18 protein-coding genes and 1 tRNA gene are annotated in these 24,858 nt (G+C 57.2%); 10 read left to right on the top strand and 9 right to left on the bottom strand.

Features of this window, described 5'->3' with window-relative positions; all coding sequences use genetic code 11:
* Positions 1-44 precede the first annotated feature (44 nt).
* Complete coding sequence (locus KR51_RS09090) at positions 45-788, bottom strand: Crp/Fnr family transcriptional regulator (protein ID WP_232214576.1); 744 nt, start codon at positions 786-788, stop codon at positions 45-47.
* Positions 789-1,029: 241 nt separating this feature from the next.
* Here KR51_RS09090 and KR51_RS09085 point away from each other — a divergent pair, with 241 nt between their 5' ends.
* The 7 genes from KR51_RS09085 to KR51_RS09055 all read left to right on the top strand — a co-directional run bounded on the left by KR51_RS09085 (position 1,030) and on the right by KR51_RS09055 (position 12,434).
* Positions 1,030-1,872, top strand: coding sequence for a hypothetical protein (locus KR51_RS09085; protein WP_022607018.1), 843 nt, complete (start codon positions 1,030-1,032; stop codon positions 1,870-1,872).
* Positions 1,873-2,471: 599 nt separating this feature from the next.
* The gene (locus KR51_RS09080) at positions 2,472-4,553 is read left to right on the top strand and encodes a thioredoxin domain-containing protein (protein ID WP_022607016.1); all 2,082 of its coding nucleotides are present in this window, start codon (positions 2,472-2,474) and stop codon (positions 4,551-4,553) included.
* Positions 4,554-4,606: 53 nt separating this feature from the next.
* Positions 4,607-5,263 (top strand): DUF2301 domain-containing membrane protein, encoded by a 657-nt coding sequence (locus KR51_RS09075; RefSeq protein ID WP_022607014.1) that lies wholly within the window; start codon positions 4,607-4,609, stop codon positions 5,261-5,263.
* An 80-nt stretch (positions 5,264-5,343) separates the two neighbouring features.
* Positions 5,344-6,387, top strand: coding sequence for a hypothetical protein (locus tag KR51_RS09070; protein WP_022607012.1), 1,044 nt, complete (start codon positions 5,344-5,346; stop codon positions 6,385-6,387).
* A 35-nt stretch (positions 6,388-6,422) separates the two neighbouring features.
* Entirely contained in the window at positions 6,423-8,174 is a 1,752-nt protein-coding gene (locus KR51_RS09065) for an ATP-binding protein (RefSeq protein ID WP_022607010.1), read from the top strand.
* 71 nt (positions 8,175-8,245) lie between these two features.
* Positions 8,246-9,433 (top strand): exonuclease SbcCD subunit D, encoded by a 1,188-nt coding sequence (locus KR51_RS09060; RefSeq protein ID WP_022607008.1) that lies wholly within the window; start codon positions 8,246-8,248, stop codon positions 9,431-9,433.
* Positions 9,420-12,434 carry an AAA family ATPase gene (locus KR51_RS09055; protein WP_022607006.1) on the top strand — a complete coding sequence of 1,005 codons (3,015 nt, stop codon included), beginning with the start codon at positions 9,420-9,422 and terminating at the stop codon, positions 12,432-12,434. Before KR51_RS09060 ends, KR51_RS09055 begins: the two co-directional genes overlap by 14 nt.
* A 48-nt stretch (positions 12,435-12,482) precedes the next feature.
* Here KR51_RS09055 and KR51_RS09050 read toward each other — a convergent pair whose 3' ends face one another.
* Positions 12,483-14,348, bottom strand: a complete 1,866-nt coding sequence (locus KR51_RS09050) for an alpha-amylase family glycosyl hydrolase (protein ID WP_022607004.1) — start codon at positions 14,346-14,348, stop codon at positions 12,483-12,485.
* Between the two features lie 533 nt (positions 14,349-14,881).
* The gene (locus KR51_RS09045) at positions 14,882-15,805 is read right to left on the bottom strand and encodes an alpha/beta fold hydrolase (protein WP_022607003.1); all 924 of its coding nucleotides are present in this window, start codon (positions 15,803-15,805) and stop codon (positions 14,882-14,884) included.
* Positions 15,806-15,957: 152 nt separating this feature from the next.
* On the opposite strand from KR51_RS09045, the gene KR51_RS09040 reads away from it, so the two are divergent.
* Both KR51_RS09040 and KR51_RS09035 read left to right on the top strand, forming a co-directional pair.
* Entirely contained in the window at positions 15,958-16,074 is a 117-nt protein-coding gene (locus KR51_RS09040; protein WP_022607001.1) for a photosystem II reaction center protein I, read from the top strand.
* 125 nt (positions 16,075-16,199) lie between these two features.
* Positions 16,200-18,686, top strand: coding sequence for a DUF3769 domain-containing protein (locus tag KR51_RS09035; RefSeq protein ID WP_022606999.1), 2,487 nt, complete (start codon positions 16,200-16,202; stop codon positions 18,684-18,686).
* Positions 18,687-19,025: 339 nt separating this feature from the next.
* On the opposite strand, the gene KR51_RS09030 is transcribed toward KR51_RS09035, so the two are convergent.
* From KR51_RS09030 to KR51_RS09005, 6 genes are all read right to left on the bottom strand, one after another.
* On the bottom strand, positions 19,026-19,643 hold the full coding sequence (locus KR51_RS09030) for a chorismate lyase (protein WP_022606998.1): 618 nt from the start codon (positions 19,641-19,643) through the stop codon (positions 19,026-19,028).
* A 207-nt stretch (positions 19,644-19,850) separates the two neighbouring features.
* Positions 19,851-19,932, bottom strand: a tRNA-Leu gene (locus KR51_RS09025).
* Positions 19,933-20,039: 107 nt separating this feature from the next.
* Positions 20,040-20,537 (bottom strand): YajQ family cyclic di-GMP-binding protein, encoded by a 498-nt coding sequence (locus KR51_RS09020; protein ID WP_022606997.1) that lies wholly within the window; start codon positions 20,535-20,537, stop codon positions 20,040-20,042.
* Positions 20,538-20,673: 136 nt separating this feature from the next.
* Positions 20,674-22,269: an alanine/glycine:cation symporter family protein gene (locus tag KR51_RS09015; RefSeq protein ID WP_232214575.1), complete on the bottom strand. Its 1,596-nt coding sequence runs from the start codon at positions 22,267-22,269 to the stop codon at positions 20,674-20,676.
* Between the two features lie 102 nt (positions 22,270-22,371).
* The gene (locus tag KR51_RS09010; protein WP_022606995.1) at positions 22,372-23,241 is read right to left on the bottom strand and encodes a fructosamine kinase family protein; all 870 of its coding nucleotides are present in this window, start codon (positions 23,239-23,241) and stop codon (positions 22,372-22,374) included.
* A gap of 493 nt (positions 23,242-23,734) precedes the next feature.
* On the bottom strand, positions 23,735-24,052 hold the full coding sequence (locus tag KR51_RS09005; protein WP_232214579.1) for an ArsR/SmtB family transcription factor: 318 nt from the start codon (positions 24,050-24,052) through the stop codon (positions 23,735-23,737).
* A gap of 495 nt (positions 24,053-24,547) precedes the next feature.
* Here KR51_RS09005 and KR51_RS21265 point away from each other — a divergent pair, with 495 nt between their 5' ends.
* Positions 24,548-24,802: a DUF1830 domain-containing protein gene (locus KR51_RS21265; RefSeq protein ID WP_022606993.1), complete on the top strand. Its 255-nt coding sequence runs from the start codon at positions 24,548-24,550 to the stop codon at positions 24,800-24,802.
* The last annotated feature ends 56 nt before the right edge of the window (positions 24,803-24,858 follow it).

Below are 24,858 nucleotides of genomic sequence, written 5' to 3'. Positions count from 1 at the left end.
ATTGCAACTGAGTTAAAACAGGCAAAACTGAGTCCTCGATTTACCTAACTGTCGACATCCCTGTCGACATCTGCATCACTATCTAAATCTGCTAAATCTGCATCGTCGTCCGGGTCATCTTCCGAGAGCAATTGGAGCTCGGCAACCGACGAGCGCAGTTGACCGTTAGGGGTTGGCAAGCAAATAAGATTGTCGCCGACAATGGAAATTTCGCCGCGCTGGCGGAGCTTGCCCATCAAGCGCGTGACCGTAACGCGGGTCGAGCCGATCGCGCTACCAATTTGGGCGTGGGTCAGCGGGAACGGCAGATAGTAGCCGCCCTCAGAGGGTTCGCCATGCTCTTCAACTAACAGCGTGATAAATCCTAACAAGCGATCGATTGTCTGGCGCTGCCCGAGCGTGCTCAGCCAAATCAGTTTGCGCTGGTGCTGTCTCCGGAAGGCATCGAGAATTTCCCAGCGAAAGTGCGGCCAGTTATCCAAATCGTGCCAGTACATCCATACAACAGATGTCTGCTCGACATGAGCAAAAGCTTGAAGCGTAAACGGAGACTGCGCCACGATCTCGAACGGCTGACCGGCACCCACAAACCCTAAAAAGGTCTCCTCGTTGCCATCTGGCAGTGAAGCGGGAGACGCTGCCGATTCCCGGGCCGAGCCGACCAAACGTACGGCTCCACGGTGTAATAGATACAGCAGCCCGGGTCGCGCTGGAATGCGCTCGTCCTTGGTAAAGGTGCGCTCGCGGTAATGTGTCTGTGCCCAATCGAGAATACGCTGCCAAGTCACGAAAGGTCGCGAGGCTTCGTTCGTAGAAGTCGTTGTTGAGCCGTACATAGGCGCGATTGCAGCAGAGCAGCGGGGTCGACAAGTCGCATCGCCCGATTGAAGGGTTAGTGCAATCGCTCGATATCGACTAAGATAATCTTACATTGGATGCTAAGTAGCAAAATATACATACGTTAAAGCAATTTCGTCAAGCGAACTACAAACTCCGACATCTTTTCTGGTCGGCTTCCAGCAAGCGCTTTTGGCAACAGCTTGGGAGTTCATACAAAATTGTCTGCAGGTACAAGTAGCCACTGTCGAACTTGCCCCTAAGCGAATCTCCTTACGTCGTTGCCGCCACGACACGTCGATTATTTACCGCACGGCGATCGCCCACGTCCTCGCCGCCCAAACGGGGTACCCAGCTTCAGAGATTGCGCGAGCGCTGACCGCATCCGTACTATCCCGACCCGAATGGCCGGTCGATTGCTACGCCTCCGCGCTCCCAACGGCCGAGATCGTCTGCTCGCCTAGCGATCGGGCGATCTCAACGTGGTTGCAAAGGTGTTTGCGTGCTCCTGTCCTGGTAGGGGTGCCGGTGCCGTCCCAGTCTCTCGACGTAACGCTCGCTTCTCCACAAGCCGCGGTGGACTTACCAAGGAGTATCGTTGCCACGCAATACGCGCGCGATCGGTGCCGTTCGCTGCTTGAGATGGGCGCGCGCGCGGGTGCAATTGCTCTGAAATGGGATGCAGCTGGTAACTTGCACTGGCAGCAACCGCATCCAATGCCGTGGTTGATAGTGGGGAGCGAGCCAGCCCGGTTGAACTTGCATGCCCCGGCCGAGCGGCAGTTGCTCGGTCAGCTGCTGGACGCAATCGATGCATTGGAGTCGGCAGAGTTCGCAAATTGGGAGCAATTGGCGCTGACACTGGGGACGGCCGCCCTGAACTTGCACCGGTATTGCCGCATGTGGGGTGACGTCGAATTGGCGCACGCGCGTATTCGCTTGGGATGCCTCGCGATCGCCTACCAACTGCTAAATGCTCTCCTTTGGCGTCCGGATGAAGCTGGGAAACTGCTCCCAGGCAGACAATCGGCGTGACTTTTTCACGCAATTGAATTCGGATCTGTCAAGTGTCTGAAATAAATATTTGGGAGTTGTGCAGTGGAGAAAATGCGTGTAATATTAAATTCGTGTGGGGAGCGAACAAGTTAGGGGGTCGAGACGAAACACGGCAAGTCGTCGGCCCCCTTTCTGCTGAAGTTTATCTCTGCTGGATTTTCTTGCGCCTTAGATGATTGCTCGGCAGCCGCATCGCCTCGCTGGCTATTCGACCTAAATCTTTCAACGGCTATCCTGCAGATGCTTTGCCAGCCCTGAATTTCGCACCTATTTGGACATCACGACTCGCGATCGCTGGATTTTTTTGCTTTGGTTGTTTGGTTCCGAGCGGGCAACTAGGACTGGTGCAGTACCAACAAGCATTAACACGAAAGGGCGATAGGTCTCATTACGCGGAGTAATTTGACAGCCGCAGTCGATGCTCAACTCTATAGGGGCTTGGAAGATCGTCCCATCGATTCCAGCCGCACCCGACTTTCGGGCTGAATCGAAATAAGCGCGATCGCGCGCGGATTGCTCGTGGAAAGGGCGCGATAGACTGTCAGCAAATTCCCGCGCGACACCCGACTCTTGCCACCATGCCCAATCGCCTTGCCTCTGCTCAAAGCCTTTACCTTCGCAAGCACGCCGACAACCCCGTCGATTGGTGGCCTTGGTGCGATGAAGCTCTCGAGAAAGCTGCAGCTGAGGATAAGCCGATTTTCCTATCTGTGGGTTACTCGAGCTGCCACTGGTGCACGGTCATGGAAGGCGAGGCCTTTTCTAATGCTGCGATCGCAGAGTATCTCAACGCGCACTTCGTGCCAGTGAAAATCGATCGCGAGGAGCGCCCCGACCTCGACAGCATCTACATGCAAGCGCTGCAGCTCATGACTGGACGCGGCGGCTGGCCGCTCAACATCTTCCTGACCCCCGGCGATCGCGTCCCGTTCTACGGGGGCACTTACTTCCCGATTGTGGCGCGCTTCGGACAACCGCCATTTCTGGACGTGTTGCAATCTGTACGTGTGTTCTACGATCGAAAAAAAAGTAAGCTCCAGGAAATGAAGACCGAGATGATGGGCATGCTGCAGCAATCCGTCGTCCTCCCACAGATCGACCAGCCTCTACCGGAAACCTTGCTATCGGATGGGTTAAACGCTGCAGTTGGTATTGCCAGTTCCCATGGCGCGCCGAGTTTTCCGATGATGCCCTATGCCGAAGCGGCTTTGCGCGCGACGCGCCGCCAATCCGATGACTCGCCTTACGATGCGTTAAAAGTTTGCACCCAACGCGGTCTCGATCTAGCACTCGGCGGAATTAACGACCATGCGGGTGGCGGCTTCCATCGTTACACGGTCGATGCCACTTGGACGGTGCCGCACTTCGAGAAAATGCTCTACGACAACGGGCAAATCCTCGAATTCCTGGCAAATTTGTGGAGCGCGGGCATCCGGGAGCCGTCGTTCCGGCAGGCGATCGCGGGGACGGTGCAGTGGCTGCAGCGCGAGATGACGGCACCGGAAGGCTATTTTTATGCTGCCCAAGATGCCGACAGTTTCAGCGGCACCGACGATACCGAACCCGAGGAAGGTGCGTTTTACGTTTGGAGCTATACCGACCTTCAGAAGCTGCTTGCGGCTGAGGAACTGCATGCACTGGAAACCGAGTTTACGGTATCGCCGACAGGCAACTTCGAGGGACGCAACGTCCTCCAGCGCCGTCCGGCTGACGAGCTGCTCGGCGAGATGGGGAAAACCGCCGAACTGTCTGCAGCGGCCGAAGCGGCCTTGCAGAAACTCTTCACCGCTCGTTACGGGACGCCGGCCGCCGACCTAGCGATTTTCCCGCCCGCTCGCGACAATCGGGACGCCAAAACGGAGGCTTGGCCCGGACGCATTCCACCCGTCACCGATACGAAGGCGATCGTGGCGTGGAATAGCCTTGCTATCTCGGGTTTGGCACGCGCATATGCTGTCTTTGGCGAGGAAACTTATGGGAATTGTGCTGTGCGGGCTGCAACATTTTTGTTGGAGAATCAGTGGGTTGGCGATCGCTTCCACCGCCTGAACTATGACGGGCGAGCAGCCGTTCCCGCCCAATCCGAGGATTACGCGCTGTTTGTAAAAGCATTGCTCGACCTCCACGCCTGTTATCCGGAGCAAACTCAGTGGCTGCAACAAGCCGTGCGCGTCCAGTCCGAATTCGACGCGCACCTGTGGAGTTCTGAACCCGGGGGTTACTTTAATGCAGCCGACGACGCCAGCAGCGAGCTGTTGTTGCGCGAGCGGAGTTACACCGACAACGCAACACCAGCTGCCAACGGAATTGCTGCGGCGAATTTGGTGCGACTGTATTTGCTGACAGAAGACCTAACGTATTTCGATCGCGCCGAGCACCTGTTAACCGCCTTCGGTGCCATCATGCAAAAAGCTGCGGGCATGTGCCCGAGCCTGTTCTCCGCACTCGACTGGTTCCGCAATGCCACGCTCGTGCGATCGCGCTCCAATCAATTGCAAGAACTCATGCCGCATTACGCGCCGACCTGCGTCTATCGCCTCGATACAGAGATTCCTGAGGACGTCGTCGGACTTGTCTGTCGCGGGTTGAGCTGCTTGAAACCCGCGCGCGATCGCAACCAACTGCGCGCTCAAATCCAGCAAACTCAAGCCCGTAGTTGAAGCAACCCGTAGTTGAAGCAACCTTACATGCAGATCGATTGGGAGGAACGACCGTGAACGCATCGAAGGCAGAAACCGCAATCTATCAGGGTCAGTTCGGCGAATTTACCATTACGGCAACCGATCGCCGCGGGGTTGTCGTTTACCGTGCCGGATTGACGATCGCGGCAGCCAGTTTCGCGATCGCGACGTCTGCCGTGCTCTATCTCGGTGCGACCCCGTCCGTGTTGGCGTGGCTGACGGTGCTTTATGCACTGTTCTCACTCGGATTGGGGGTCAGCTTGCTGACCATTCATATCTACTTAGTTCCGCTGCACCGCTTGCTGCAAGTGTTTTGGGCAATCGGGACGATCGCAGCGATCGCGGTGAGCTGGCGCAGCGATTTACCGCTTTTGCAGGCTGCTTACGAACGGCCGATCGCACTAATCGGACTCGGGTTTGCGTTTGCCGCTCTAACTGGAATCTTCTTCAAAGAAGCCTTCTGTTTCGATCGCTTCGAGACCAAGTTTTTGACACCGCTGGTCCCGTTACTGCTACTCGGACACGTGAGCGGGCTGTTGCCGCTTGCTGCTGAGCGCGGATTGCTCGTAGCCTGGAGCGTACTTTTTTTAATTTTTGCTCTGCGTAAATGCGTGCAGCCAATTCCATCGGATATCGGCGATAAATCCGTCTTCGCTTATCTAAAACAACGCGCCGGTAAGGCAGCATAGCCGGTGCGAACGCGCGATCGCTGTTGGAGAATTGAGCTTGCAAATTGGGTTGGGGAAAGGCAATCGCGTGGGAGGCGGTCTTGCCAGATCCAGGTCCATCGGATATTTTAGTACGCATGAACTTCTGGCAAGCCAATAGCATCCAATTCAGTCCTTGGGGTGCGGATTACGACTTGCCCGTCGCGATGGGCGAGCCGGATGCAGCCGGTAACGACGCGATCGACTTCCACGCGGAAGCGCGTGCTTGGGAACCGTATTGCCCGCAAATCCGACCCGCGTTGCCCGATCGCATTATCCTGATCGACGGACGCTTGCGCGTTGACGCGCCGTTTGTCGGACGGCAGGGGAACGTGCCGGTTTATGGGGCCTTTGCCACGATCGCGATCGGAGCCGTGGCGATCGATCGAACCCGTGGAGCCGCCGTTTATCCCGAACCCCCGATCGTCCGCCGCGCGATCGCCTTTTGCGGGGAGAAACCGCCCGTAACGCGGCTGCCTGCCTTGCCAGGAATGCACAACCCCGTGGTGTACGACCTGCGTTTGAGCGATCGCCAACACAACGACCCCGACCGACCGCAAAAGCTCGTTTTGAACGCGATGCGGACGTTGGAAATCGAGTTAGCCGGGCGGTGGGCCCGGGAGCCCGATACATTAGCGATCCAGGACGGTAACTTAGTCTCCATGCAGCAGTCCCAGGCGATTCTCGGCTATGTTAAAACGCTGCACAAAGCCTATCTGGCCGGCGAGCGTGCGGAGATTTTGTGGCAGCTGCAGTCGGGCGAGCGCACCCCTGTCTTTGCACTCGGTCGCGACACGTCGCCCAATCGACGCTGGAGCTGGTATTTGCGCTCGGGTGACGTTTTTGCCGGTCGCGCCTACCGGGGGTTGCACGGGGTCGTGCGGCTGGAATTGTTGGCAACCAATGTGGCTCGCGAGCGCGCGATCGAGATTGCCGATTGGAGTTGCGAGTTGATTCCGCGTTATGCCTCGCAGCCGTTGCGCGACCCGCGCGCGCCGCAAAACCTCATGCCGATCGGCGCGCTGGAGAAACATTTGGGGCGTTCGATGGGCGATCGCAAGCTGGTGCGGCGCTGCATCCAAGCGTTTTTAGCCGCTCGGTCTTAGCTGCTGCGGCAGATGGTTGAAGAGGAGTGTGGACGATGGAAGATCGCGCGATCGGATGCGTGTTGGGAACTAAGGAAGCAACCCCGCTAGAGTTTTGGGTTGCCGTAGCCGACGAGCAAGTCGTGCGCCTGGATGACGTGCTGCGGGTCGAGACGCGGAAACCCGACGGCAGCGGAAGCGTGCAGTTTTATGGCGTCGTCGATCGCGTCCGAACGTTGCACGAAGGCACGGAGTTCGACACGGATACGTTTCTGGTCCGCGATGGCAATTTTCCGGTCAGTTTGTCCTACGCGGCCCACGTCCAAGTCACGCGGTTGGAACCGGAAGAATACTTGCCACCGCTCCCGGGAGATGCCGTTTATCGAGCCGCAGAAGACAGTCTCAAGCGCGCCTTGCATTTCGATACGATGGACAGTCGTATCCCGGCGGGGTTGATGCGTAATGGCAGCCCGGCTTATTTAAATTATTCGTTTATCAATGGCGAGAAAGGCGCGCACGTCAATATCTCCGGTATTTCAGGCGTAGCGACGAAGACATCCTACGCGCTGTTTTTGTTGCACGCGATCTTCCATTCCACCACGGATTCGGGCAGCGCTAACACAAAAAAGGCTGTGATCTTTAATGTCAAAGGCGAGGATTTGTTCTTCCTCGACAAATCCAATCTCAAACGCCCCGAGTACGAAGCAAAGCTCGGGAACAATCCGGGCGATCGCCTCGATACGCTCGGGCTTCCAGCGATGCCTTTTACCGACGTCAAATTCTGCGCGCCTGCCAAGAAAAATCTGCTGCCGGATGTGGTGCCGAACATCGACCAGCGCACTGAAGGCGTGACGGCATACATGTGGAGTTTGCGCGAACTGTGTCGCGATCGCTTGTTTCGGTTCCTATTTGTCGGAGAAGACCTCGAACGCGGCAATTTGGTTTATCTTGTTGCCAATGTTGAGGATCGCCTAGCACGACTGGCTGTAGACAACGACAAGCAGAATCCGAAGCAAAGCTATCTTCACGTTGACGAGCCCTACGGTGAAGATCGCAAGCTGCAAATCCGCACTTTCACCGATCTGATTCAGTTTCTTGAAGACAAGCTGATTGGCGAAGAACCCGATCAACGTTGGCTCGTGCGCAACCAACCCGGTACGGCGATGGCGCTGATCCGGCGCTTGTGGGGCGTCCGCGAGGAAGTCGCGCATTTGATTCGCGGCGATCTGACAGAACGCGAAGTCGAGCAATATCGCCTCGAGCCGATCGCCCAAGATCGCCTGCTGACTGTAGCCGACATCAACCGCCTCGGGGCAAAAGCGCAAATGTTTGTCGTCGGCGTCACTTTGCGGAAGCTGTTTTTGGAGAAGGAAAAACGCGGTCAATACCCAACAGTCTTCATCGTGCTCGACGAACTCAACAAATACGCACCGCGCGACGGACGCAGCCCAATTGCGGATTTGCTCGTGGAAATTGCCGAACGCGGGCGATCGCTGGGCATTATTTTGATCGGGGCCCAGCAGACGGCGTCGGAAGTGGAACGGCGCGTGGTCGGCCAAGCTGCGATTCGCGTCGTCGGGCGTCTGGATGCCGCAGAAGCCGAACGTCCGGAATATAATTTCTTGAGCGCGTCGTGCAAGCAACGTGCCTTGTTTGTGAAATCGGGAACGATGTTCGTGCAACAACCGGAAGTTCCCGCTCCGCTGATGGTTAGTTTTCCGTTTCCACCCTATGCAACGCGACGCTCGGAAGTGGACTATTCTCAAACCGAGGAAGCGGCGATCGCTGCCGACTTCGACTTATTCTGAGAAATCGGCTTCGAACCACAGCATTCGAACCACAGCAAGCGATTATTATTCGACCTGTTTTGAGACGCGCGATGCGAATTATCCACACGGCAGATTGGCATCTCGGTCGCAAGTTGAAAGGACGCGATCGTACGCCAGAAATCGAGTTGCAACTGCAGGCACTAACCGCATACGCGATCGGTCACGAAGTCGATGCCGTCCTGGTGGCGGGTGACATTTTCGATCACGCCAATCCGTCCACCGAGGCCGAACGCGTAGCGTACCAGTTCTTCGCCAGCCTGCAGCACGCAAACATTCCGGCCGTCGCGATCGCGGGCAACCACGACTCGGCCTTTCGCATCGATAGCGTCGCGCATATTCTGTCGTTGGCAAATGTCACCGCATTGGGAAAACCACGCCGACCGGACGATGGGGGTATCGTTCGCGTTGAGACCGCGAGCGGGAATCTTTGCGTGGCAGCCATGCCATTTGCCTCCGAGCGGCGCTTCCTATCGGACGAGTATTTGTGGGAGAAAACCGGTGGCGAGCGCTTGCAGAATTATCGCGATCGCGTCAGCAAATTGTTAGGTTTGTTGGCTAAGGAGTTTCGCGCGGGTAGCGTCAACATCTTGATGGCGCATCTGGCGATCGCAGGGGCCCAGTTATCTCATTCCGAGCGCGAATTCGAGACAACGGGAGCCTATTCGCTCTCGGAACAAACGCTGCCTGACGCTCAATACATTGCGCTTGGGCACATCCACAAGCAGCAAAAGATCGCCAACGCTGTCGCCCCGACTTATTATTCCGGATCGCTCATCCAAGTCGATTTTGGCGAATGCAATGAAGACAAAGGGTTTAACCTGGTGACGGTCGAGCCGGGCAAACTGGCCAAGGTTGAATTTGTAACGCTGCCCTGCCCGAAACCGCTGCGGGAAATTCGCTGTAAGGCGGACGATCTCGATAGCGAACTCGAAGCACATCGCAACCATCCGGGCTGGTTGAAAGTTATTGTCGAGTTGGACGAGCCCCGATCGCATCTCGCCGAACGCGTCAAGCAAGTTTGCCCGCAAACGCTCCACGTGGAAGCCCGCTATCGGCGGTCGGATAAAGCCCAACAGCGTGTAGAACCGCAGCAGTTGCGATCGGTTGAAGGGGCACGCGATCGCTTCCGGAGTTACTACCGCGATCGCAAAGGGGGGACGGAGCCATCCCCGGCGGTGCTGGCGATCTTCGAAGACTTGTATCGGGAAGTGCAGGAGGAACGGCGTGCGCCCGATTAAGTTGATTTTGGAAGGATTCACGAGCTTTCGCACGCGACAGGAAATCGACTTCGATGCGTTAGACAACCTGTTCGTGATTACAGGTCCAACGGGTGCCGGCAAAACATCGCTGCTCGATGCAATTACGTTTGCCCTATATGGGAAAGTCGCACGCAAACTCAACCCTGCCGATTTGGTCACGCAAGGTGCAAAGCAACTCAAGGTCGAGCTGCATTTCACGTCGCGCGGGGAAACGTATCGTGCGGTGCGGACGTACGACTTCTCGCGCAAAACCGCGACGAATGCGATCGTGCTGGATCGCTTCGATGGTGCCAAGTGGGAGCGCGAAAAAGAGCAGCAGCGGGATGTAGATGGCGCGATCGCCTCAATTCTGGGCATCGACTACGACACTTTCACGCGCGTCATTCTGTTACCGCAAGGCGAGTTCGATCGCTTCTTGAAAGGCACACCGCGCCATCGCCGCGAGATCCTGCGCCAGCTTATTCCCGAGCTGCAAGTCTTCGAGCTGATGCGTCAAAAAGCCGTCGAGCGCGAAAAGCTGGCAGCGGGCGAACTCAACGCGATCGCCACACAGCTTGCCGAGCGCTCTTTGCCGACAACAGAAGAGATTGCTGCAGCAGAACTTCAAAAACGAGAGGTTTGCTCCCGGATTGCCACTACCACAGGGCACATCGAGCAGCTGCAGCAGGAACTCAACGACACCGAGCGTTTGCTCGAACGGCAGCAACAACTAACCCGAGCGCGGGCGGAATTGACCGATTTGCTCGCTCGAGAAAACGTTATTCAAGACATAACTGCCAAACTGGCGCAGGCGCAAATTGCCGCCCAGCTTGAAGGAGATTGGCGGCTCGTGGAAGACGCGCGATCGCGCCTGCAGGCAGCAACGGAACGGAGTGAATCTGAAGATGCTGCCTTCGTTGCAGCCCGCGCGATCGCCGAACGCAGCGAAGTTGCTTTTACCGCAGCAATCGATCGCGAGCGCGAACTACAAGGGCGCGAGGCGGTGTTGCAAGCTGCTGCAAGTTTTGAAACGACTCGCGCTCGCTGTGCTGAGGAGGTCGAGCGTGCCCGCAACTTGCAGCGCCAGCGTCAAGACGCTTACGAACGCGCGGCATCCGAACTTGCGGTTGCACATACCGGGCTGCAGCAGGCTGAAACCGAAGAGAGTCAGGCAAAGGCAGTTGTTGAAAATTCCGCACCCACCGGCGATCGCCTGCAGGTGTTACGGCAAGTGTTGCCTTTGCTCGAACCTTGGGAACGGGCGCACGCTCGCCGTCACCAAGCTGCTATGAACCTCGAAACTGCGACGTCAGCCACCTCTGCAACGGCAGCTGCCGAGCGCCAGGCCAGTGCAGCGCTTGCAGAAGCCGAAACCGTCTTGCAAGCCGTTACCAACCGACTCCAGCAGGCCCGCGACGACAATGCGATTGCTATGTTGCGCGAGCGGCTGCACGACGGTGAAACTTGTCCGGTCTGTAACAGTCCGTATCCGGGGACAACGGCCGTGCCGGATTTGCCCGACTCTAAGGTCGAGCTCTGGGAAGCCCAGCACGCGGAGGCATGCGGCGAGTCCGAGCGCGCCCGCCAGGACTTCAATGACGCGCGGCTGGAAGGCGCGCGCCAGCAACAGCAAGCCGACAATGCCCGCCAGCTGCTTGCCGATCGCGAGGGCGATTTAAGCGAACGTTCTCGGCAATTGCGCGACTTGCTCGGCCATTGCGAATGGGATTCGGCAGCCTTGCAAACAGAATTGCAAACCCTTGAAGACCGCGATCGTCGCTACCAGGAAGCACGAGCGCAACTCGACGCCATTCGCGACCGGTGCATTCGCACGCGCTCCCAGCTGCAGGCCGCCGAACAGGCGTGCGCCGCTGCCAACCGGGAACGCGACCGCGCGGTTGACGACAGCGATCGCCGCCAGACGCAGCTCCAAAACGCCGAAACCGACCTGACAGAAGCCCTCAAACGCCTCTACACCGAACTCGGCAAGCAGCCCTATGCCGACCTCGCCCGCATCCTGAAGCAGCAGCGAGACGATTGCGATCGTGCCGTCCAAACCGCCACCAGCGCCCGCGACACCGGCGCCGCCGAGCTCATTCGTGCCGAAACTGCGGCCGAGAGTGCCGCGCGGGAACTGACAACCGCCCACACGCTTCAGCAAGAGCGCGATCGCTCCTGGACTGTTGCTTGTCAGGATCTCGGCTGCACCGAGGCGGAGTTTTTGACCGCCCGCGCGACGCCACAACAGCAACAAGCCTGGCACGAGCAGAAACAAACCTACGAAAAACAGCACCTCGAGCTGACCGTGCGCGTGGCGAACTTGCAAACAGAAATCGGCGGTCGCGCTGCCGATGCCGAGGCGATCGTAGCGTTGGAGCAAGCGCTAGATAACGCACGCGATCGCGGCGACGAGCTGCAGTCCGAACGCGAGCGCATTACCGTCTGGCTGAGCGAGCAGCAGCGTCTGGCCCGAGACGTCGCGAAACTTCAAGCCAAACACGACGAACTGCAAAAACAAGTCGATGCCTTGCACGCGATCGCGCAGCAACTCCAGTCAAACCAATTCCAGGGCTATATTCTCGAGGCTTTCGAGCAAGACCTGGCCTTACAAGGCAGCCGTTACCTGCAAGATCTCACGCGACGTTACACGCTCGCCCTCGACGGCGACAAATACGTCGTCGAAGATGGCTGGAATGGCGGCGAAACGCGACCGGTGCAGACCCTCTCGGGTGGGGAAACGTTCGTGGCATCCCTCTCGGTCGGACTCGCACTGTCGGAACTGCTGGCTGGCTCTGCAGAAGTCGGCAGCCTCTTCTTGGATGAAGGCTTCGGTACGCTCGATCCGGAAACCCTCGAAAGCGCGATCCAAGCCCTAGAAACCCTACGGCGATCGCACCGCATTGTTGGATTGATCACCCATGTTCGCGAGCTCGCCGATCGCCTGCCCGCTCAGATCGAAGTCACCAAGTCTCCCGACGGTTCGCGAGTGCGGGTGCTTTGACGATCGCGCGCGATCGCGCGCTACGACCGATCAAACTGCCGAGATCGGTCAACTTGCAATCAACATTCCCGAGGGAGGCAATTCGGCGCGAATGATGGCGCGACCGGCCGCGGTCTCGACCGTTAACGTTTCCGATGCGATCGGATTGCGCAACCGAGTGTCACTCCAGTCGCCGCGATACAGAACCGTCAGGTCGCTACCGACTGGATGCAGAGTGCTATCAACCGTGACAGCTGCACCTCGGGATTCGAGCCCGTGGGTGTTCAGGACGACGATGACTTCGATGTCGAACAAAATCTGCGACCAGGCCAGTAGTTCGCCAGCACCGGGAATACCGAAGGGGTATCCGGCAAATGAGGTTTCGCGCAGATAGTGATGCCCGCGCCGCAACGCCTTGCCCACGCGATCGTCGCCGTTGCGCAGCTTGGCGATCGCGGCAATGCGCAGATAAGTCGGATGGTCCGGGTTGAAGAAATGACAGCCTTCCGTGCCAAACGCCCCGAACTCGCTGCCGAACATGGACTCTCGGATATAGCGATCGATATAGGCATGTTCGGGTTCGATGCTGTAATCGTGATAGTCTTCCGAGCCGTCGAATGCTTGTTCCGTGCCGTAATAGAGCGAGGGGATACCGGGCATGGTGAGCTGCACCCCCACAGCGTGTGCAACTTGTTGATACCGGTTGGGCAGGCTATCGCCGTGGGCGGCAAAGCGATCTTTGCGCGGGCGGGACGACATGTCGTGATCGTCCAAAACGGAGACATGATAAAAGCCGATCTGACGGTAGGTTCCTCCCCGTTTGGTGGCATCGAATAAATCGAAAAATGAAGAGGGATGGTCCAGTCCCTTGACCGTACTCGTCAGTGCATTGGGAGCGACGATAATATCCAGGACTGCATCTAGGTTGCGCCCGAACATATCCATGTAGCCAGCTACCATGCTTAGATCGGTGATTTCACCAGTCAGCAAAAAATTATCTTTGCCAATGTATTGAGCGTACTCGTGGATTGCCAAACAAAACCGATAGGAATCTTGTGGAGAGACGTGCTTGACTGCATCGACGCGGAACCCATCGCAGTCGCTGACTGCAATCCAGTATTGATAGACCTCGATCAGCCCGGCGATCGCCTCGGGATTTTCTAGGTTGAGGTCCCGCAGTTCGAAGAAATCACCCCGTCGGTATTCTGCCATTGGAGACATCGGGTCTTCCCAGCCCGGACGGTCCCAGTTGACGATTTGCCCGGCGCGAGTATACCAATCGGGGTTTTGAAACTCTTCGGGCCAAACTCCATCGTCGAGGTTGACGGGTTGGGCAATACTCTTGCCTTCGGTAGTGCGATAGCCGTGAATGGCATAGGGCGGCCAGCCCCGATACGGCAACATCGTGCAAGGTTCGCCAGTAGACTCATCGCGATAAAACCAGTTGCTGCCGCTGTGGTTGTAGATGACGTCCAGGATGACGTACATACCGCGATCGTGGGCCGCGTCTACTAAATTTCTCAGGTCTTGACGCGTACCAAAGCGAGGATCGATATCGAGGAAGTTTTGGATGCCGTAGCCGTGATAGGTTTTTTGCTCGGCTCGTTGCCGCCATGGTGGATTGAGCCACAAAGCCGTCACTCCGAGGTTTTGCAGGTAGTCCAACTTGCTCTGAATGCCTCGGATGGTGCCGCCCATAAATTGCCGGCCGGCATTCATCCAGCGTGTCTTGTCACGCGTGCGATGGATCTCCGGACGATCGCTATCGTATAGTGGTCGGCTGGATTCGCGCCCGTCACTAAAGCGATCGGGTAGCAGTTGATAGAGAAACTGGTCGCGCCAGCTCTGGGGACTGGGATGGACCCGTCCGCGCGGAGTCAAGTCTACGTCTGCCAGGCGGAGCGGGAACTTCTCTTCGATCCTAGTAACCACCATCGCACGACCCCCATGCAACCGCCCCGATTATCCGCGCGATCGCCGACCTCGATGCATCGACTTTTCCAGAGCGCAATAAAACTGCACGGTCGGTAACAGATCGTCAAGGCGCAACTGCGCGGCAGGGAAACGCAGCTTGCTGGAACGAGCGCGACTCATTATCAATGGGTTGGATCCACACATCTTTCCGCAAACCAACAGACTCTCAAAGGGGCAGCATTGCCAAAACTATCAATTATTTCGTAGTCGCTGCGCTTCATTATTTCAAGCGAGAACGCTGCCACGGCAAACCTTATACCAAATCTAGGAACTGCTGCGACAGATGGCGGATCGGGATTGTTTACCTCATCTGTCGTAGACCTTATACAAATTGGTATTACCCCGCCGCCAAACCCGAGCATGCCCACTGGACTCGCCGCGTAATTTTGATAGGCAAGATGGCCGGCAACGCCCCCACGAGCGTTACCAAACCGGCTCAAGACCTTGCAAGCAAACCAGCGGTTGCGGAAGTCAGAGGTCCAGCCACGGGTAGGTCAAATTGTTGCCGACGATTGCGTCCAGACTGCAGAGCGCACCCACGTGCAGAGACGATCGTTCACCGCTTCAGGTTTTTCGTCGTGGGCGCAGTGACCGGCTTCGCCAATGGCGTAGAACTCTACGTCTTCGCGATCGCGGCTGAGGTCTTGATAGACGGTCGCGCCGCTAATGGGCGTCCAAGGATCCTTTTCCCCCCAAAGCACCAACAGCGGACAGCACACGTGCGGCAACAGCTCCGACGGACGCGGTCCTGGCGGTGCGTTCAAGACGCGAGCGAACACCTTTTGCGCGCCACGATCGCGCGCGGGTTGGTGAATTAGATCGACCAACTCATCCGTCACCGCTGCAGCATCGCAGTAGACCTGGCGGAGCGTACGGCGAATCTGCCCGCGTTGGCTGACGCGGTTGAAGAGCAGCGGACCGACGATTGGCGCGCCGGCCAGGCGTGCGAAGCTGGCGAGGATCGCGCCCAGCGGCCAAACCAGCTCTTCCGGTCGGTGATTGAGCCCGCCCGCGCTGTTTATCAGCACGCATCCGGCAGCTAGTTCGGGATGGTGCGCGCAGACTGCCAGGCTCAGCAACCCGCCGATGGAGTTGCCCACGAAAACTGCCGGTTCGCCAACGCAATCGCGCCAGAAATCGACCAGCAACTGCTCCCACAACTCCACCGAGTAATCCGCGCGATCGGGTTTTTCCGATGCACCAAAGCCCAAAAGGTCGATCGCCAATACGCGGTAGCCTGCCGCTGTCAGTGCAGGTACGTTCTTGCGCCAGTGCCCTGACGACGCGCCAAAGCCGTGGATCAATACGAGCGGCCGGCCGCTCCCGGCATCGAAATAGGCAATGCGTTCGCCTTGCCAAGTCCATTCGTGCGACGCGATCGCCCTGGCAGGGTGGTGGGGTGTGAGTGATGCGGTCACGGTTTATCAGGAATTCGTTGTAAAACTTTAGGAAGCTAAAGCTCTCTACATCTTAAAGCGTGCGGATCGAGCAAGCGATCGGGAGCAGCAGCGATCCCCACGAAGCGATATGATTTTCTGAGTCACTTAGAGCACTAGCGTCCGAGCGCATTATGGCTACCCTCAAAATTGCGGTTTACATCGTCGTTACCTTTTTTATCGCCCTGTTCGTGTTCGGCTTCCTGTCTAACGACCCGTCTCGGAACCCGAACCGCCGCGATCTCGACTAACGGCTGCAAGGTCGCTGACGCAACTGCGGGGCGAGTGCGCACTCGCCCCACTCCGTTTTTGACCTGCCCAAATGTTCATCCCTACCGCTCGCGGTTTTTGCGTGTTGTGGTAAGGTTCTCCAGCGATGACGGCAGCAGGTGGCAGCGATCGCATCCCTAGGGATTGCCGGTTGCAGCTGATTTGCTGTCGCGAGCCCGACCCTGCTTCACCGGGTAACTGCTGCCCGAGCACCATTTTTGCTGCGATGACCCTGCCTTACGTTCCGCCGCCTGCACCCCCTGCTGCGCCGATTGTTTCGGCTGCTTCCGATGTTGCCCCTCGCCAATCGCCATCTCCACCAGCAGCGATCGCGCCGGTGGCAGATGGGGCAGTAGAGTTTGTGCGAGCGAGTCCACCGCTGACTAATGACGATCTCGCCCCCGTTATTACAACTCGCGAACTCGCTCGGTCTGCCAGTACGGATGCTGCGCTGTTGGGTACTCCGCATGCCAGCGATAACGCGATCGCGGACGCATCGTATGGTCAAGCAAAGGACAGCGAAAAGGACGGCGAAAAAGGCAGCGAAAAAGTATCGGAATCATCTAAGACCGCTCGCATTCAATTGCGAGAACGCAATGGGTCTGCCCCACCAGTCTTGCTCGTGGTGCCTGGGACGCTTGCACAAGCAGCCGACGGGGAAACCTCTCCTGTCAGAGAGCCAACGCTCACCGAGCCAGCTCCCGACCCTGATACATCTGCCGAACTCACCGTCCGCATTCTCGAAGTGACGGCCGATCGCCAAGAATACGATCGCGAGGCCAATGTTGCCACGGCTGTGGGGAACGTTGTCGTCCGCTTCACGAACGGCGTCATGGAAGCCGATCGCTTGCAGATTAACGTCGGCGATCGGATTGCCGTTGCCGAAGGGAACGTGTCTTTGCAACGGGGCGAGCAGGTTTTGCGTGGGGAGCGCTTTGTTTACTACTTCGTCCGCAATAGCGGGACGATCTACAACGCTAACGGGGTGGTATACCAGCCGACCACGGGACGCGACCTCACCTTGTCGAGTAGCTTGCCGAACGATGCAAGCGCGCCGACAGCTTCAGAGAGCCCGCTTCAAGATGTTATTCAGACCGGCAATGTCGGTTTTGGACTGGAAGTCAGAGGTCTGGGCATTGGCGGTGATGACGATGACGACGATGGAATCAACTTAGCCGGGGGCTTTAGCGGCGAACGGGCCGGCACGATCGGTCGCATTCGCTTCAGCGCCGATCGCGTAGATTTTGATGCCGACGGTTGGCAGGCAAGGGAGGTGCGTCTGACCAACGATCCGTTCTCGCCACCCGAGCTAGAGCTGCGCGCGGATACCGCCATTTTCCGGAGTATCGATCCCGAGCGCGACGAAGTCCTAACGACGCGATCGCGCATTGTTTTTGACGATGGTATTGCCATACCGACGTTTCGCAACCGCGTCGTCCTCGACCGCCGCGACCGCGATCCGGGTTTGTTCAACATCGGCTTCGATGACGGCGATCGCGGCGGCGTCTTTATCGAACGTCCCTTCGACGCGATCGACCGACCAAGATTCAATCTGGAAATCTCGCCGCAATACAACGTCCAGCGTGCGTTTACCGAGGTTGGAGCTCTCAACGGCGCGGCTTTTGGGGTGAGATCCCGATTGGGCTGGTCTGCCGGACCGCGAACGAGTCTTATCGGTCGCGCCATTTTTAATAGTTTGGATACCGAGGACATTCCCGAGGAAGTCCGAGCTAATTTGCGTCTGCAGCAGAGTATTGGCCCGTTGACACGACCGCACAACCTCAATTTACAGGCAAGTTTCCGCGATCGGCTGTTCAACGGATCGCTGGGACTGAAGACAGTGCGGTCGAGTTTCGGGGCGGTGTTATCATCGCCAGTATTTGTATTTGGCAACACCGGTCTGCGTCTTAGCTACCAAGGTGGCGTTCAGCGGGTTAATGCCGATACCGATCGCGACGATCTGCTCGATGACGACCGCGAAAACGATCGCATCACGCTCACCCGCTATCAAGCTGCGACATCCTTAAGTTGGTCGTATTCGCTTTGGCGCGGACAAGGACTACCGCCCACCCCGGATGCCGGTTTGCGCTTTACGTCCACACCGATAGTGCCTTATGTCAAGTTCGTCATCGGTACGACAGGTGTTTTAACCGGTTATAGTAACGGCGACTCACAAAACTCGCTGAGCGGCTCGGTCGGACTGCAGGGACAGTTCGGACATTTTTCTCGCTTGCTCCTCGACTACACCGGCATTAGCGTTCGTTACACGAACACAACCCTCGCTGGCGAATCGCCGTTTGAGTTCGACCGCCTCAAGGATCGCCAGCGCCTTGCGTTGGGACTCGTCCAGCAGATTGTCGGTCCGATTCGAGCCAGCGTCCGGACTTCGCTCAATCTCGAAACGGGTGAAGTTATCAGCACGACCTACTCGCTCGAGTACAGCCGCCGAACGTACAACCTCCGAGTCAGTTATAACGCCGAGAAGCGTATCGGCGAGATTAACTTCCGCCTCAATGGATTCAACTGGCGGGGGACGCCGGGCTCGCTTGATGGTGGTGACGTGCGTTCGGTTACTGAAGGTGTCGTTCGCTAGCAGGGATCCTTCAAGCAGCAGTCTGGGACCGAGGCAAATGACTCGCGCGCGTCGAGGTAAGCTTTGAGCCGCGTCTGTGCAGGGCACCTCGATTAATTCGCTCAAGGCTGAAGGTCGGCACGGCAACCACATGGCAAGAAGGTCATTTCAGCTGCCACTACTCGACGCTCCGGCAATTTTTCGAGTTGCCCTTGGAGGTAATCGGAATTCTGGGGCGTACGTTATTCACGTTGAATGCACGTCGAGTGTGCCCATGGGGCTCAAGTCCAGACCCGACCGGACTGGTGCAGAAATTGCATATTTGGTAATTCGATGCCAATACGTTAGATGCCGCCGATACTAACGATGCTGATGGTTGCTGCTCGGCTCGCCAAGGTACTTACGCAGATAGGGCGAGAACACTTCGTAGATTAACGTCAGCGGCTGTCCGTCGTGCCAAAACAGATAGTGTCGTCCCCAAAACGGACCGCGCTCGCGGAATGCTCGCTCTAGCTCGACGGAATGACCGAGATATACGCCCTGAATATCGCGATAGAGCTCTGTGTGCAAGCGCGAGAGATTGTCCCAAATTGGCAGGGTGCGATTCTGTAAGTACTCGTCCACCAAGTTGGCATCCCACCAAGAGGTTGCATATGCTAAGCGCTGTCCGGACGCCGTCCGCAACCAGACCTGTCTCCGCAAATGCGGATGCGGGACCGCCCGAATCTGTGTCGGTGCGCCGTCGTCGCCGTCGGGAATCGGTGACATATCGATCACGTCGACCTCGATCGGCTCCCGAGTCAACAAGCGCAGGTGACGCGTTGGCGAACCGTCCCCGAGCAGCAGAATCTGCCAAGCAGGGGCAAGCTGTTTGTGAGGCAATCCCACCTGAACAACATCCTCACCGGCCTGCCAGAGCGGCGCGAGTGCATGCCAGGATGTCGGCAGCGTGGTGCTAGTTGCACGGTCTTGGAGCATCAATAACTATTGCCGTCAATAACTATTGCCGTTAGTCAGCGTTACAAAACTTAACCTTATTTTCACTATAACGCGGTTTGCCTGGCTTGAGCCCGCGATCCAGGCGAGCGGTGCATCTCAGCCAGCACTGTTGCGTTGAGTTTGCGGGTTGCCGGAGAAGGGTTCTTGTCCTGAAGCGACCTTGGCAAAGGCTGGTAAATGATTGTATGCGGATGGCGAGACTCGAACTCGCAAGGCGTAAGCCACACGCCCCTCAAACGTGCGTGTCTACCAATTCCACCACATCCGCTTTCGTGCCTTTTTGGACACTCAAACTAGCCTATCACAGGGATTCAAGCTTGCCCACGTCCCGCGTCGCGTTGCAATTAGCAGTTCCACGAGGAGGCGATCGGGCAGCTAGCGGTAGTTCTCGAACTGCAGTTCGACCGGATGGTCCTGTTGGCGGAGGTGCTGGATGACAGCTTGCAGGTCATCTTTGGATTTGCTGGTAACGCGGACGGAGTCGCCCTGGATCGAGGCTTGTATTTTCTTGTGCTTAAACTCGTCTTTGATGTCTTTGACGATCTGCTTGGCGAGGTCCTTCTCGATGCCGCGCTTGAGTTTAATTTCTTGGCGCACGCGGCTGCCACTGGCGGACTCGATCGCGCCGTAATCGAAGATTTTCTGGGAGAGCTTGCGCTTAGCGGCTTTCTCGCGCAGGACGCCGTGAACGGCGTCGAGGGTGAATTCGCTATCGGTATTGATGACGATCGCCTCAGCGCTCAGATCCACGGTGGTCTTAGTGTCTTTGAGGTCGTAGCGAGTGGTGATGTCACGTCGCGCTTGGTCGATAGCATTGACCATTTCTTGCTGGTCGAAGTCGCTGACGATATCGAAGGAAGAAGCAGTAGCCATGAACGACGATACGGTACGGGTTACTTGATTGGCTCGCAACCGGACGCACCCGTTGCGATTCAGGAATTACGTCGATTTTACGGTAATTGCCCACGCGCGACCGATGCCGCGCGGAAGTTGGCACGGATGATGCCCCTCAGTCGTGCGTGCTACTGGTGTATTCGCGTTCGGGAGCGATATGCGGGGCGCTGGCGATCGCGCCCGTCTTCTCTAGCGATAGGCGCTGCCAGTAAAGTTGCAGGTCTGCAGCAATGTCCCCGGAGAGTAGAAAGCAGCCCACGAGGTTGGGGATTGCCATGGCCAACAGCATGATGTCGCTGAAGTTCAGAACGGTGTCGAGGTTGAAAATGGTGCCGACGAAAGCCGCCCCGATAAACAACAGTTTGTAGGCAAGCGTGTTGTCTTCTCCGAACAGGTAAACCCAAGCCTGCTCGCCGTAGTAGCTCCAGGAAATCGTCGTCGAAAACGCGAATAACAAGACCGCAATTGTCAGCACAAACGGAAACCAATCGACTACTGTCGCAAACGCTACGGCTGCTAGTTGCACGCCGTCGGCGTCCAATGCCGCCGTGCTTTGGGTTGCGCCTGTCACGACAATGGTCACAGCTGTCAGGTTGCAAATAATAGCCGTATCAATAGCCGGCTCGAGCGTGGCAACAATTCCCTCGCGCACGGGTTCGTCAGTCCGCGCGGCGGCGTGGGCGATCGATGCCGCCCCCAAGCCCGCACCATTTGAAAATGCGCCCCGTCGCAATCCCTGTACAAACGCGCCAACAAAACCGCCGCTGAGGGCCCCCGGCTGGAAGACGCTGCCGTAGATGGTGGCGATCGCGTGGGGCAGTTCGCTCCAATGCAGGCAGAAAATCAATAAGCAACTGCCGGTGTAAACCGCCACCATTGCCGGCACGAGACTGCTTGCTACTGCCCCGATGCGCCCGATGCCCCCGATGATGGTTAGTCCGACGAGCGCTGCCAGGAGCACCCCGTACACCCAGGCGCGCTCGGCAAACCACGGAACCGTACTTGCCAATGCCGCCCACGACTGATTTGCTTGAAACATGTTGCCCCCGCCCATCGCTGCTCCGATGCACAGCACGGCAAAGAACGCTGCGAGGACTCGCCCGAGGCGCGGGAGCGATCGCGCGGCCAGCCCGCGCGAGAGATAGTACATGGGGCCGCCAGCAATCGTGCCGTTTGCGCGCACCTCGCGAAATTGCTGCGCTAGCGTGCACTCGACGAACTTACTAGACATCCCGAGCAAGCCCGACAGCGTCATCCAAACGATCGCGCCCGGTCCGCCTAGTTGCACCGCGATCGCCGCTCCAGCAATGTTGCCCAGCCCGACGGTCCCCGACAGCGCTGTGGACAGGGCCTGGAAATGCGATACCTCTCCTGCGCTGTTGTTGGAGTCATACTTGCCGCGGACGATCGCAATCGCGTGTCTGAAGCCGCGGATGTTGACGAACCCCATGCGGACGGTGAAGAAAATGCCACCCCACAGCAACCAGAGCAGGATCGGCGGTACGCCCGCGATTTCCCAGAAAAAAACCGTTCGGAGGGCATCGATTAGCCGAGCAAAGAGCGTGTCGGCATGGGCGATTGCCCCGAGCGCGCCCTCAAACCACAGGCGATCGAGCGGCACCGCCTGGGGAGCGGTCTGCCCGACCGGCAGCCAACCTGACATCACTGCAGCAGCAAGCGATCGCATCCCAATCGAGCCAGCGCCTGTCAACTCATCACCGCCTGCACGTGCCTACCGTCATCTTGAGCCCGTTCAGTATATCGCAGGCTTTTTCCGCTCCCTGGTAGAACGAGCGCGGCGGTCGCGCCCGCCCTAGGTCTGGAGCAGGCGATCGAGCACGTGTCGGGCTTGGCTACCGTAACTGCCACCGAAAAGGTTGAAATGGTTGAGAAAGTGATAGAGGTTGTAGAGATCTTTGCGCTCGCAATAGCCTCGATCGAGCGGCCACTCTGCGTTATAGCCGCGATAGAACGCTGCTGGAAAGCCACCGAAGAGTTCGGTCATGGCGAGGTCGACTTCGCGATCGCCGTAATGCGTTGCCGGATCGAGGATCGCAGGCTCGCCATCGGTCGTTACTGCCGCGTTGCCGCTCCACAGATCGCCGTGAACTAACGACGGCTGCGGTTGATGCCAGGAGAGCGCCGACCGCACGGCCGCGATCGCGCGGTCGGGGTCGGGGAAGTCGCCACCGTGCTGGCGCGCAAGCTGCAGTTGATAGCCGATGCGGTGTTCGGCAAAAAAGTCCGCCCAGCATTCGGTCCAGGGATTGACCTGCGGCGTCGCACCAATGGTGTTGTCGCGTTCCCATCCGAAGCGATCGCTCGCACCTCGGCGATGCATGGCGGCAAGTTGGCGTCCCATTGTGTCCCAAGCCGCCGCACTAGCTCCGCGCCCAAATGACAGCCATTCCATAACGAAATATGCAGCACCCTCGGCGGCACCCCAACAAATCGGCTCCGGAACCCGAATCGTGTGGGTGTCGAACATCGCTCTGAGCCCAAGTGCTTCGGCCGCAAACACATCCGGATCGACGCCGCGCTGAAACTTACAAAAGAAGGTGCGATCGCCACCCGCAATCGCGTAACTCTGAGCGATCGAGCCACCGCCAACCGGGCGCCGCGATTCGATCTCAAATACCGTACCCGTCGCGCGGGCGATCGCTACTGCGATTTGCATCCACATGGTTGCTGCAGCTGCCGCTTTCTAAACATTCCTTAGCATCTGAACTCTACCAGAGCTCCCCACCAAAGCTTTTCACCGGAGGTCGGCTAAATACCTACATAACTAATCAGTTATATGAGCGAATAGCATAAGTTTAATGAGTACTATTGCTTAATTAATAGCCTAAATGGCATTATTTGCGAGAAATACGCTAATTTCTCCATTGCTCTAAAAGTTCTTTCTGTATTTTATTGACTTTAAAAGAGTGACAAAAAAATTACTACAACTTTCTGATTTTTCATTTAAATTTTGACAATCTAATTCCGCAATAATTGTATATCAACAATACTTAGATCCGATCCGCATGGTGTTCTGAATCCAGGATATTCGAATTTCTGCCTCAACAATTCGGCGCGGATCCAATTTTGAAGCGCGTGCTAGCGAGCGCTAAGAATCCGGCAACTGCCGACCAGCGATGTAGATGGAGGATGAAGCCAGGATCCCTATCAGTTAACTACTCTGACTGTTGAAGGGTGCGGAGACGCTCGAGCTGTTGGTTTTGTTGCGAAACTTGGCTGAGTAGAAAGTCGCGTACGAGATCGCACATGGGAAATACGAGGGGATTGGCAATTTGGTAGTAGACACTATTGCCGCGCTGAGAGCGGGAAACAACCCCAGCCTGAGTGAGATTCTTGAGATGTTTCGAGACGTTTGCCTGCCCAAGACATGTTATTTCAATTATTTGAGATACGTTCTTCTCACCAGCTTGCAAACAGAACGCAATTTGCAAACGGCTGGTCTCAGAAAGTGCCTTGAAAAAGTCTGCCATCATTGCCAAAGCTTCAGGGGGCAGTTCGGTAGCGGGGAGGTGGTTGGCATCTGGGGCTGCAGAGATACCTGGCTCCGTAGGAAGAAGTGACATAGCGAAGAAAAGTAATCAACTAAATCACTATATAGCCAGGTGGTTATCTAGTCTAGGCTTCCCTGCTGGTCGAGTTGCTCGGTTGGTTAGCCACAGCAAACAAAACGGCAGACTGGCGGTATGCCGTAGGGTGGATGAGCGGGCGATCGCAGAATGTTAAGGTCGCTTTAAGCTCTCAACCTCAGTCCGGGCTTGACTTCGACTAAGGCTGCTGACTCTGCAAGAGCGTCATGGATGGGTTTTCCGCAAGTTTGCGGATGCCATATCCGACCGGCTTTAGGTAAAAATGAGGGGGTTTTACCCTTTAGTAAATACTGTTTCCAGGACGGTGATTAGCTCTGTCATGAGTGCAACCGTCCTACCAGCAACGCAAGCGTATACCACAACAAAATTTTGAGCACGGACATGAAGATTGTTACAACTGCTTCTTTGCCCACAGATACTAAGCAACTTTGCTGCTACCGCAATGCATCAGACCGTCTTGCCGTATTGACGGGGGAGGGGGTTGCCGACTGGCAGCTGGAGCGCATCGTCTTCCCGGGCGAGCGTTTCCTGTTTGCAGCCCCACCGCACGCGGTTCTTCGTGTATGCCACCCATCATCCGAGGGTGTCACCAGTGCACGCCTGTCTTGCTCGGAGCTTTACGTTGGCGAGAGCTAACTCACCGGCACGTGGCGGATAGGCTGGTAAATCACCCAGCGGTCGCGAACAGCCAA

The sequence above is a fragment of the Rubidibacter lacunae KORDI 51-2 genome, assembly GCF_000473895.1.
Lineage (GTDB): Bacteria > Cyanobacteriota > Cyanobacteriia > Cyanobacteriales > Rubidibacteraceae > Rubidibacter > Rubidibacter lacunae.
This window is presented reverse-complemented; position numbering and strand designations above follow the sequence as displayed.